6 protein-coding genes are annotated in these 13,357 nt (G+C 35.3%); 5 read left to right on the top strand and 1 reads right to left on the bottom strand.

Features of this window, described 5'->3' with window-relative positions:
* Positions 1-3: 3 nt before the first annotated feature.
* Complete coding sequence (locus AC6CHR_RS20345; protein ID WP_498250867.1) at positions 4-1,740, bottom strand: sensor histidine kinase; 1,737 nt, start codon at positions 1,738-1,740, stop codon at positions 4-6.
* Positions 1,741-2,044: 304 nt separating this feature from the next.
* On the opposite strand from AC6CHR_RS20345, the gene AC6CHR_RS20340 reads away from it, so the two are divergent.
* The 5 genes from AC6CHR_RS20340 (at position 2,045) to AC6CHR_RS20320 (ending at position 12,723) form a co-directional block, all read left to right on the top strand.
* Positions 2,045-3,067: an ABC transporter substrate-binding protein gene (locus AC6CHR_RS20340; RefSeq protein ID WP_498250866.1), complete on the top strand. Its 1,023-nt coding sequence runs from the start codon at positions 2,045-2,047 to the stop codon at positions 3,065-3,067.
* A 128-nt stretch (positions 3,068-3,195) separates the two neighbouring features.
* Positions 3,196-4,719 carry a sugar ABC transporter ATP-binding protein gene (locus AC6CHR_RS20335; RefSeq protein ID WP_498250865.1) on the top strand — a complete coding sequence of 508 codons (1,524 nt, stop codon included), beginning with the start codon at positions 3,196-3,198 and terminating at the stop codon, positions 4,717-4,719.
* Position 4,720: 1 nt separating this feature from the next.
* Positions 4,721-5,773: an ABC transporter permease gene (locus AC6CHR_RS20330; protein ID WP_498250864.1), complete on the top strand. Its 1,053-nt coding sequence runs from the start codon at positions 4,721-4,723 to the stop codon at positions 5,771-5,773.
* On the top strand, positions 5,770-6,759 hold the full coding sequence (gene yjfF / locus AC6CHR_RS20325; RefSeq protein ID WP_498250863.1) for a galactofuranose ABC transporter, permease protein YjfF: 990 nt from the start codon (positions 5,770-5,772) through the stop codon (positions 6,757-6,759). The genes AC6CHR_RS20330 and yjfF overlap by 4 nt, the downstream gene beginning before the upstream one ends.
* Positions 6,760-6,804: 45 nt before the next feature.
* On the top strand, positions 6,805-12,723 hold the full coding sequence (locus AC6CHR_RS20320; RefSeq protein WP_498250862.1) for an immunoglobulin-like domain-containing protein: 5,919 nt from the start codon (positions 6,805-6,807) through the stop codon (positions 12,721-12,723).
* Positions 12,724-13,357: the final 634 nt, after the last annotated feature.

Genomic DNA, 13,357 nt, shown 5'->3' with positions numbered 1-13,357 from the left:
GGATCACCTCATCGCTGGAATGATTAAACAAATATGTGTTCCATCTCCGTACTTACTGTCGAGAGTAAGCCCATAGGGTTTTCCGTAGTATAGCTGAATTCTTTGTTGTACATTGACCATACCAAATCCACCACTGTCTTTATTAAGAGGAATTCCTCGGGTTAATTGCTGCCGGATTCTAATTAACTCATCTTCTTTCATGCCAATTCCATTATCAATAATATCAATACATATATCTCCTGTTTTGTTGAAGTCCCCTTTAATATGGATTATGCCTTTCCCACGTTTATTTTTAATTCCATGGTAAATGGCGTTTTCAACGAGAGGTTGCAAGGTTAATTTTAAGATGGAAAAATTCAATATTTCATCATTAAAATCAAACGTGACATCAAGTATATCTCGGTATCTTATTTTTTGAATCGTTAAATAGTTTCGTATGTGTTCAATCTCTTTCTCTAAAGTAATTGAATCTTTTCCATTGCTTAATGTAATCCGGAAAAAATTAGATAATGCTTTGGTCATTTCAATCACTTCACTGCTCTTTTTTGATTCTGCCATCCAGATGATATTGTCTAACGTATTGTAAAGAAAGTGAGGGTTAATTTGACTTTGTAATGCTCTGAATTCGGCATTGGTCAGCTGTTTTTGCTCATTTACACTTTTTTGAAGCAGTGATTTAATCTTTGCAAGCATAATATTAAAACTATTTCCGAGATCTGCAATTTCATCAGAGCTTTCATTAACAACCTTTACGTCCAGATTCCCTAAAGAAGCAATCTTCATTTTTTCCTTTAAATGGCGAATAGGCCTAATGAGCTTGGACGATATAAAATAATAAAGAGTAATTGTAAAAATAATACTAAATGCAACGGTAATAAAGATTAAACTTCGTATATCATTGGAAGCTTTCATTAGCTCACTGACTGGTGCTTGGCCAATAATTTTCCAACCTGTTGTAGCAATTGTATCAAATACGGTAAAGGTTGTTCGCGAGGCATTAGTCATGTACCCAGAGTTTTCCTCTTTCATTTGCCGCCATCTTGGGATCAAATGTCTCCCAGTGTACTTAGTGGAAGTTAGAAATAAGGATTCGCCTGATGCTGTTTCTATGTAAAAGGCTCCAGAATCTCCAAGAGTAGCTTCACTTAAAATATCTTCGATCGCAGAGGAGTCGACTAGAATGTTAATAAACCCGATTACTTCACCGGTAATATCCAGTACGACAGTATCAGTTATTGAAATGACAGGTTTATTGTTAATCACAGCGGGTTGAATAAGCGTATCCTTTGGAGATAATAGTATCTGTTTATAATCGGGGTTCTTTGCTGGTAACGTTTCTAATTGATGCACACCCTTATCTTCACTTATTGCCTTGCCATCTAAATTAAAAATACTAATCGATTGAATCGTATTACTTGATTGATAGATTTCGCGATAGAAGCTAAACATATTTAAAATACCTTTTGCTTCATCATAGGTGTTTTCATCATTCATTAAAAATGAAATCGTACTCTCAAGCTTACTGATCTCAGTAAATCTCATAGCATCTTGGAAAATGACATCAATTTCCTGGCTAACTTGACTAGCTTGAAGCTGTGCAAATGTATGAGCGTTTTCTGAGATGATATTAATTGATTTAACATAGGAAACCAGCCCTACAAAAATAAGTGGGATTGCTGTTAGTATGACAAACATAATCAGGAGCTTAGCACGTAAACTTGAAATTACCCATTTTTTCATAGATAAAAAACCCTTTTAATAATATTTTATAAAATTATACCACATATGTAAGCGATTACTAGGTAAGGTGTTTACTGTATAGAATATTTAAATGATGGAAATGGAGGATGAATCGAAAAATAATCCACATTTCAAAAAATAATCCATTTTTTTTATTTTTGAACAATAAAATCCCAAATAAATTGCATGTTAATCAAAAGCAATTCTATTCATCTTATTTTGAAAGCGTTTTATAATCTAATTACGCTAGCTTGAAGGATTAAAAGTCTGATAATAGCGAAAAAAATAGGGGGGGAATTATAAGATGAAAAAAATACTGAAACTAAATGTTTTATTGTTACTTATGATGTCACTGATGCTACTACTAGCGGCGTGTAGCTCATCTGGGAATACTGGTGGAGAAGCTAGTCCAAGTAAAGATAATGGAAGTTCGGGTGAAAAGTCAGGTGATAAATTAGTTATTGGTTTTTCTCAAGTTGGAGCAGAGAGTGAATGGAGAACAGCAAATACAGAATCTGTTAAAAGTGCCATTACTGATGCGGGTCATGAATTGAAATTCTCTGACGCTCAGCAAAAACAAGAAAACCAAATAAAAGCGATTAGGTCCTTTATCGCTCAAAAGGTAGATGCGATCGTATTCTCACCTGTAGTTGAAACTGGTTTCGAAACGGTACTACAGGAAGCTAAAGATGCAGAAATACCAGTGTTTCTAGCTGATCGTGCCGTTGATATCGAAGATGATTCACTTTGGGTTACATTCTTAGGATCTGATTTTATTGAAGAGGGTAGAAAGGCTGCAAATTGGCTTATTGAAGAGGTCGGTGATCAAGAAGAAGTAAATATCGTTGAATTACAAGGTACTGTAGGATCAGCGCCTGCAATTGATCGAAAAGAAGGTTTTGAAGAAATTTTGGCTGATCAACCTAAATTCAAAATTACAAAGTCTCAAACGGGTGACTTTACTCGTGCAAAAGGTAAAGAGGTAATGGAGGCATTTTTGAAATCAGATGGAGATAATATCGATGTTTTATATTCTCATAATGATGACATGGCTATTGGTGCTATTCAAGCCATTGAAGAATACGGTTTAAAACCAGGTGAGGATATTAAAATTATTGGTGTTGATGCTGTTAAAGGAGCTTTTGAAGCAATGGCAGCAGGGAAAATGAATGTTACAGTTGAGTGTAATCCACTGTTCGGTCCTCAATTAGTTGAATTAATTGAAAAGCATCTTGCTGGCGAAGAGTTGGAAAAACGTATAGCAGTTGAGGAAGGCATTTTTACAATGGATCAAGCGGAAGAACTTCTTCCTGATCGTAAGTACTAATCACTATGAATTAATTAAGAGCTACTAAAGGCCAATTCTAGAGGATCGTCAGTTTGATTGACAATACTAGGTGGTCTTTAAGTGGCTTCTTATAAACAGACTGGAATGTAAGTAGGGGGGTAAAGAGTATGACCGATCAAAATCCAAGGTTAGAAATGTCAGGAATTACTAAGGTTTTCCCCGGGGTTAGAGCGTTGTCAAATGTGAGTTTCCGTTTATTCCCAGGCGAAGTGCATGCATTAATGGGTGAGAATGGAGCAGGGAAGTCAACGTTAATAAAAGTGTTAACCGGTGTCTATTCATATGACGAAGGTAGTGTGCTGTTTGATAACAAACCAGTATATATAACAAATCCTCTTGAGGCTCAAGAAGTAGGAATTAGTACGGTCTATCAAGAAGTGAATCTATGCACGAATTTATCTGTTGTTGAAAACATCTTTATTGGAAGAGAAATAATGAAAAAAGGCAGAATTAACTGGAAGGAAATGAATCGACAATCAGAGGAGCTGTTAGCAAGACTGAATTTAGATCTTGATGTAACAAAGTCACTGTCTTCATATTCTGTGGCAATTCAACAAATGATAGCAATTGTTCGTGCCCTAAATGTTTCTGCTAAAGTACTTATTTTAGATGAGCCGACATCAAGTCTTGACTTAAATGAGGTAAATCAATTATTTACTGTTATTAGAAAACTGAAAGCAGAAGGAATGTCTATCGTATTTATCAGCCATTTCCTAGATCAGATATATGAAATAACGGATAGGATAACGATTTTACGAAATGGTGAATGGGTTGGTGAGCATATGACAAAGGACCTTCCTAGACTTGAAATGGTATCAAAGATGATTGGGAAAGAATTAACAGAATTCGGATCATTATCAGCACCATCTACAATACATACAAAAAAAGAAGACAAAGTGGAACCGTTATTAGCGGCGAAGCAGCTTTCTAAAAAGGGAAGTATTTCTCCATTCAACCTTGAACTTCATTCAGGAGAGATTGTTGGATTAGCTGGCCTGTTAGGTTCAGGAAGATCTGAATTAGCAAGACTCTTATTTGGTGCAGATAAAGCTGATACTGGTGAGATCAAAATGAAAGGTCGGAGTATACAAATTAATTCACCAAAACAAGCAATTGCAAATGGTATTGCTTTTTCCTCTGAGAATAGAAAAACAGAAGGAATAATAGCCGATTTAACCATTCGTGAAAATATGATTTTAGCAATCCAAGGTATAAAAGGTTGGTTTGATTATATACCACGAAAAAAACAAGATGAAATTGTCGAAGAATATATCAAATTATTAAATATTAATCCACCTAATCCGGATCAATTAATAAAAAATTTGAGTGGTGGTAACCAACAGAAGGTTCTGTTAGCAAGATGGTTAATTACAAATCCTGAATTGCTCATTCTTGATGAACCAACTAGAGGAATCGATGTTGGAGCAAAAGCAGAGATACAAAAACTAATGGTTTCTCTTAGCGAGAAGGGGATGTCCATTTTGTTCATATCCTCAGAACTTGAAGAGGTTCTACGGACCTGTAGGAAGATTGCTGTACTTAGAGACCATAAAATGGTTTCAGAAATTGAGAATAACCAGCAAATTACCCATCAAGATATAATGAAGGAAATAGCTGGGGGGATGGTATGAGATGATGAAATATAGATTATTTTGGCCAATCGTTGTATTACTTTTAATCCTATCAATCAATTTATTTTTCGATCCGAAATTTTTTATGATTGAAGTAAGAAACGGACATTTAACAGGTAGTATCATTGATATCTTGAATCGTGGGGCACCGCTTCTTCTAATTTCTTTAGGAATGACATTAGTAATTGCCACTAAAGGGATTGACCTTGGAGTAGGATCCGTCATTGCGATGTCTGGCGCGATTGCAGCAATGACAGTGGGACAAAGTGTCGGTGTTTCAAATGATCGTTTAATGCCGCTATTTTTAGCAATTGGACTAGCAGTTGGTTTGTCTTTACTAGCTGGACTATGGAATGGCCTCCTAGTTTCCAGATTAGGAATTCAGCCAATCGTTGCTACACTTATTTTAATGGTAGCAGGACGTGGTATCGCACAGTTAATTACTAACGGACAAATCACGACAATTTACTATGAGCCATATTCCTTTATTGGCGGAGGTTACTTGTTTACGCTTCCCTTTTCTATTTTTATTGTGGCTGCTGTCCTTGTTAGTGCACTCTATTTGACTAGAAGAACATCCATCGGGTTATTTATCGAATCAGTAGGGTCAAATCCAGAAGCAAGCCGTTTAGCGGGTATTAATTCAAAAAATATCATTCTACTTGTCTATCTATTTTCAGGGCTTTGTGCGGGTATTGCCGGATTAATTTTAAGCTCAAATGTAGCAAGTGCTGATGGTAATAACGCTGGTCTGTGGTATGAACTTGACGCAATTTTAGCTGTTGTAATAGGTGGAACTTCATTAATGGGTGGTAGGTTTTTCTTAATAGGTACAGTTGTAGGCGCGTTAATTATACAAAGTTTAACAACAACTATCTACTCAATTGGGATACCCCCTGAAACGAATCTAGTTGTTAAGGCAGTGGTTGTGATGGTCGTTTGTTTATTACAATCCCCTTCTTTTAGAGAGAAAGTGTTAGGACAATTTAAACCGAAGAAAAAAAATAGCTTATCGAACAGTCGGGATAAAGAAAAGGGAGTGACTTTACCTTGAAAAAGTTAAAAGTAAATAACAAACAAATTCCTGTCATGGTCACTCTTGGATTGTTTTTATTAATGTATCTCTATGGAACACTTAAATATACTGGGTTTGCTTCTCCCCAAGTATTTTTGAATTTATTTATTGATAATGCCTTTTTAATCATTGTCGCTGTAGGGATGACATTTGTTATTTTATCAGGTGGGATAGATCTATCTGTCGGATCTGTCATTGCATTAACAAGTATGGTGACAGCGAGTTTATTAGAAAATGTGCAACTGTCACCATGGATTGTTATACCAATTGCTTTGTTGATTGGTACAACACTCGGCTTTACTATGGGCTGCCTCATTCATTACTTTAACTTGCAACCTTTTATCGTAACATTAGCCGGCTTGTTCTTAGCAAGGGGGCTTAGCTATCTTATTAGTGTAGAAACGATTGCAATAAATAATACCTTTTTCCAATACGTTGCCAGCACAAAAATCTTTATTGGGGATTATTTTATTTCAATAAGTGTAGTGATTGCTTTACTTGTCGTTTTTATAGCAATATATATCGCTCATTATACAAAATTTGGACGAAATGTATATGCAATAGGTGGCAGTGAACAATCTGCTTTATTAATGGGGTTACCTGTTTCAAGAACAAAAATAATGATTTACACGTTAAGTGGCTTTTGCTCTTCTCTTGCAGGTGTAGTTTTTACCTTCTATATGCTTTCAGGATACGGACTTCATGCAAATGGTTTAGAATTGGATGCAATTGCAGCTGTTGTTATTGGAGGAACTCTGCTAACTGGAGGGGTAGGTTATGTAGCAGGAAGCGTCTTTGGAGTACTTATTCTAGGAATTATCCAAACTCTTATTGTCTTCGAAGGTACACTTAGCTCATGGTGGACGAAAATTGCAATTGGTGCATTGTTATTAATGTTTATAGTCTTTCAAAGAGTGAGCGTTCTGAGAAGTGACAGCAAAAAAACGACAATTACTCATCATTAATATATTTTCAATGAATAGATATCCGAATTTCTAGGAGAGTGAAGAATGGAAAAGAGAAATCTTTCGATTTTTTTATTATGTATCATGTTTTTTAATACAGTTTCAGGGGTTTTTCCGCAATCTTTAGTTGCAGTGGAACCTGAATCAAAGAGCACTGAGCTAATCCTTCATTATGATATGAAATCTTCAAGCAATGTAGGTTCGAAAATGATTATTAAGGATGTATCTGGAAGTGATAGACAATTTGATGGTGAATTTAAGAATGTAGAAAATGGACAATTAGTCAACAATAATGAAATAGGATTTGCAGCATTTAATGGAGGGAATTCAACATCAAATAGTGGATATATCGAAATTCCAAAGAGTAAAGATGGAGCAGATTTATTAACTGGTTTAGAAGAGGTTACAATATCAAGTCTCGTTAATTGGGATAATGATGGGGTAAACCGTTGGGTTTTTGGATTAGGAACAGTAACGAATGATGCAGAGAATGGTAATAAATACTTTTTTGTAACACCTAATCATGGATCAGGGAATGTTGCTGGTTCAGGTATTTCCAAGGCGGGGTGGAGAAATGAATCACTTATTAAAGGGGCATCAAGTCTAAAAGCGAATGAATGGGAAGTAGCCACCGTTGTTTTCTCTGAGACAACTAACACGATTACATTGTATGTTAATGGAGAAAAAATCACTTCTGGATCAGCTGGGGGGAATAAATTATCAGAAATCATTGATTCCTCTGCTGGGATTTCTGGATTTATTGGAAAGTCTATCTTTAAAAATGATGACTATTTTAAAGGAATGGTAGGAGATTTTAAAGTGTATGATGGAGCATTATCAGAAAATGAAATTGCTAGTTTATATGAAGAGACTGCTAACAAGGTTGATAAAATAAATCAACTAGTATTAAGTGAAGCAGAGAAGTCTCTTGATATAACTGATTATTTAGATAAAACGGATCAAGATTCAGAAAAGATCACAAATAATCTTGCTTTACCAGTTAAAGGTAAGCATGGAGTCGACATTACGTGGGCATCAAATAATCAGGAAGTGATCGGGGATGATGGTAAGGTTGTACGCCCAAAATCAAGTGAATCAGATGTCAAAATTGAGCTCACGGCTACTTTTAATTATGAGGGACACACAGCTACAAAAACATTTATTGTAACTGTACTTAAACAATCTTCGGATGATCAACTAGTAAATATAGATAAAGAGAAACTACAAATTCATAACCCCAAACAGGTAAAAGGGAATGTGAAGCTGCCAATAGATGGTGAACACGGATCTATCATTACATGGGAATCTTCAAACCCGGAAATCATTAAAGGAACGCAACAAGCTACTGAAAATGCTAAATTGCTTGGGTGGGTAACAAGACCAAATAAAGATACGAATGTGAAATTAACAGCAACGTTAACGAAAGGGACGATTGAACAGAAAAAGGAATTTGACCTAACTGTATTAAAGGATCCAGGTAAGCTTGATTATGATGCCTACTTTTTCTCTTATTTTACTGGAGAATACGAAGGTGGAGAGGAAATTTCCTTTGCTACTGCTGAAGATCCATTACAGTGGAGAGCATTGAATAATGGAAAATCAGTCCTTCAATCAACAATGGGTGAAAAAGGGTTGAGAGATCCGTTTATTATCCGGTCTCCCGAGGGAGATAAATTTTATATGCTAGCGACAGATTTAAAGATGGGTGAAAGTACCAACTTTGACCAAGCGCAAATAACAGGGAGCCACCATCTGATGATTTGGGAGTCTGATGATCTAGTAAACTGGAGTGAACAAAGAATGGTCGAAGTTGCTCCTAAGACTGGTGGAAATACATGGGCTCCTGAGGCGATATACGATGAAAAAACAGGAGAATACGTGGTTTTTTGGGCTTCTTCAATGAAAAACGTGGAAACATATGGGGACTATCCAAATGGAAGGCCAGCTGGTCAATACAATGTTATGTATTATGCAACAACTAGAGATTTCCATTCATTCTCAGAACCAAAAGTATTTATTGATGAAGGCTTCCCAACAATAGATACAAGCTTTATTAAAAATAATGATACACTGTATCGATTAACGAAATCAGAAGTGAATTACAAGGTTTATTATGAAAAAGCTTCAAATGTATTTGATGATGCAGACAATAATGAAAACAATGGCTTTCAATTTGATGTTATTCCTGGAACTAAGGATGGTAACAAAGGATTAATAGGTCATCAAGGTAATAATGAAGGACAAACAGTCTTTAAAGATATCAATGAAGAAAAGTGGTATATGTTTCTTGATTCATGGCCGTACCATGTTCGCTGGTCCAATGATCTTGAGGATGGAAACCAATTTAAAAATAACTTACTTTCAGCTTCTGAGTATGCACTGCCACCCGGACCACGTCATGGAACGGTTATTCCGATCACGAGCGAGGAGTATAATGCTTTACAAGACAAATATAATAAACCTGGACCAGAACCTTCCGAAAAACCGGTTGTTCATTACACATTTGATCCTGAAAATATCGATGGATCAACAGTAAAAGATCTTTCAGCGAATGGGTATGACGCAAAGTTAGTAGGTGGCTCTGAAATCGACAGGAACAATACAATAGGGAATTCTACTGGGTCTGTAAATCTAGATGGGGAAACTGGTTATGTTGAATTGCCTAAAAACATGATAAAGGATCTTAATTTAAAAAATATGACAATGTCAACTTGGATCAATATTGTGGAGAATCAAGCGAATCAACGAATTTTTGATTTTTCTTCAGATACAGGTAGAGTTGCCAATCGGAATACAATGTATTTAAGTACACAAGGTGATACAGAAGGACTAGAATTTGCAGTTGTAACGCCGTTTACAGAAAAGTTTGCAAATGAAAATACGTTGTTAGAAAGCTCATACAAATATGCTGTTAGAGCTCCAAAACTGACATCTTCCAAGTGGCAACACGTCGCAATTACAATGGAAGGATTCGATGCCGTTTTATACGTTGATGGTAAAGAGGTCTCGAGAAGCTCGACTTATAATGTAGAACCTAGAATGTTACTTGAGACAACGATGAATTATTTAGGTAAGTCAAGTAAAACAGGTCACAAGACATTTAAGGGTAATTTAGATGATTTTAGAATTTATAATCGTGCTTTAAATGCTGAAGAGGTTGTTCGCTTAGTGGATGAGGATACAGATATGCCAAAACCAGAGGAACCGGAAGAAACAACATTAATACTTGACTATGAAATGAATAAGATTGATGGGACAAAAGTAAAGGATAATGTCGGTAATTTTGAAGGGAAGCTTATAAATCCAGAAGGTGTAGATTTAATTAAAGGAACAGAAACCGGGGCAATTAGCTTTCAGGGTGGTTCTTCAAGTTCTTATATTGAAATTCCTAAGGGGGTATTAAATGATAAGAAAGATCTCACGGTTTCATCATTAGTAAATTGGAGCGGAAATAGTGAAGCAGAATGGATTTTTGCATTAGGTCAGGATAGTAACAAGTATCTTTATATGACCCCAAGTCGTAATTCAGGAGACCGTTCAGCACGAGTAGGGCTTGGTGTAACAAGTTGGAATAATGAAGCAGGGTCTAATGCTACAACAGGTCCCTTGAAAGCGAATGAATGGAGGCTAGTTACAGCTGTTATTTCAGGTGAAAAAGAAACGATAACACTATATATTGATGGTTTAGAAGTTGCTACTGGATCGACAAATGGTTACACATTAGAGCAAATAAACAACATAAATGGAATAAGTGGTTATATCGGTCGATCCTTTTATTCCGCAGATCCTTATTTTGGCGGAATGATTGCAGATTTTGAGGTGTATGATGGAGCAATGACAGCCTCACAAGTAAATGATCTAAAGCTAGAAGCTGACAAAAAAATAACCAATATGGAGAATTTAATGTTAGAACATGCAGCAAATCAGTTAGATTATTCAACATTTATTAATAAAAACGAAAACAAGAACAAAATCACTTCTAATTTGTTATTACCTAAGACTGGAGTTAATGGAACAACCATCACGTGGGAATCTCTAAATCAAAATATGATTACCAACAATGGGGACGTTACAAGACCGACTTTTAAAGAGGGTAATCAAACAGTAACGATTGTTGCAACAATCTCAGATGGAACTGATTCTGTTAAGAAGGAATTTTCGGTAATTGTTTTAAAGAAACAACAGGATTCAGTAGCTATTAAATTAGCTGCCGAGAAGTTAACTGTATACAATATAAATGATGTAAGAGGTAATCTAACATTACCGAAATTCGGACAATATGAATCAAGAGTCACCTGGAAATCAAGTGATCCCTTTGTCATTACCCAAACAGGTGAAGTTACTCGTCCGAAAAATGGTGAAGGGGATATAAAAGTTAAGATAACAGCTACAATCAGTTTAGGTGAACAAACGGTTACAAAGGCTTTTTTAGCAAATGTAAAAGAATTGCCAAAGAAAGAAAACTATGAAGGCTATGTTTTTAGTTATTTCACAGGTGAAGGATATTCAACTGGTGAACAAATTTATTTTGCCTTAAGTGAAGGTAATAATCCACTCAAATGGAAAGAGTTAAACAATGGTGAACCAGCTATAACTTCTGATTTAGGAGAAAAGGGCCTGAGAGATCCATTTATTATCCGATCTCCAGAAGGGGATAAATTCTATCTTATTGCTACGGATTTAAAGATAAATGGAAATGGGAATTGGGATAGAGCACAAAGATTTGGTAGCAGATCTATCATGGTTTGGGAATCAATCGATTTAGTCAATTGGTCTGAACAACGGATGGTCGAGGTATCACCATCTGAGGCCGGAAATACATGGGCACCAGAAATTGTCTATGACGATACAACTGGAGAATATATTGTATTTTGGGCATCAAAGTTATTTGACAATGAAGAACATACTGGTTCTAGTTACCAACGGATGATGTACAGCAAAACACGGGACTTCCATACATTTACAAATCCTGAGGTGTATATGGATTATGGATACTCAATTATTGATACCACAATGATTAAAGATGATGGAAAGGTTTATCGGTTTACAAAAGATGAACGTGGAAACAGCTCTTCATCACCAAATGGGAAATTTATTTTTCAGGATGTTGGAGATTCTGTATTGGATACTAGCTTCGAACTTATTAAAGAAGGAATTGGAAAAGGGTCTATTTCTCAAGGTGAAGGTCCAACGATTTTCAAATCAAACACAGAAGAAAAATGGTACATGTTTATTGATGAATTTGGTGGGCGTGGATACGTACCATTTGAAACGTCTGATTTACAATCAGGTGAGTGGAAGCTATCTGAAAATTACGAATTACCTACAAGACCACGCCATGGAACAGTATTACCAGTAACAAAGTCTGAACATGAAGCCTTACTTGCTAATGTACCAGAAGTTAAGGAACCAAGTGATGAACAAAAAGCAACAAACATTTCTATAGATAAAGAAAACTTGGAGTTAACTGTAGGAGAAGTGGCGCAGTTGAAAGCAAAGGTAACACCAGATGATGCTGTCAATAAGGAAGTTGTATGGTCTAGTAGCAATGAAAACATCGCAGTTGTTGATGAAAATGGAAACGTATTAGCGATAAAAGCAGGTACTACGATAATTAGTGTGGCAACAGTTGATGATGGACATATAGCATTCAGTGAAATTCATGTTCTACCAGAACCAGGAGAAGGAGAGAATCCGCCAGAACCAGGAAAAGGAGAGAATCCGCCAGAACCAGGAGAAGGAGAGAATCCGCCAGAACCAGGGGAAGGAGAGAACCCACTCGAACCAGGATATGGAGAAGAAACACAAACAGTAGAAAGTAGTGAAGATACGAAGCAAAAAAATAAGAATAGTCTTCCGAATACAGCTACAAAGCTATATAACTATTTAATACTTGGTACAGTGTTGCTAGGAATAGGTGGAGTTATTAGGTTAATGGCTAGAAAAGTGAAAATAAAAACCTAATTATAGCTACTAACAGTCTAGTAACTTGAAACCTGTATCACAAACTTTTATGCTTAAGAAACATATTAATAAGATAGTAGTAGGAGTTACCATTCTCCTATCTACTATTTTTTTCGTATAAAGGAAAAGGAATAATTATTACTATTCTGTAGGCCTGATCTAATGAGGATCATGCTAGTAAATGTTTTATAGTTCAATGGTACCTATTTTCCTTTTAATAGGACAAAAAAATAATATTGTTGTGTCATATGATTTATTAAATAATTCAAATTTACTAGTTTTGTTTCTAATAAAAGGATATGACGAATAAGTAAAATTAATAAATATTAGTAAAATATATTGTAATTTTTTTAAATTAAACAGTAATTATTTAATATTAATATTGATTCAACCTTAATATTTCAATATTTATTAATAATTTACTCGATAATTAAGTTTTTTTACTGAAATTTAACTAAACGTTAACATTTTTTAGATTAAATTATTTTTTCTAAAAAACAAAAATAAGATATGTTTTATGAGGAATTGTGAATTCTCATCAAGTTTTAAAATGTCATAATATAGGTAGGACGCAAGTTGTGAAAAAATTCAGAATTCAAGAAAGTAGAATCTATCATTCTGATGATATAGTTCT

Source organism: Metabacillus sp. GQ13, assembly GCF_059758525.1.
This window is presented reverse-complemented; position numbering and strand designations above follow the sequence as displayed.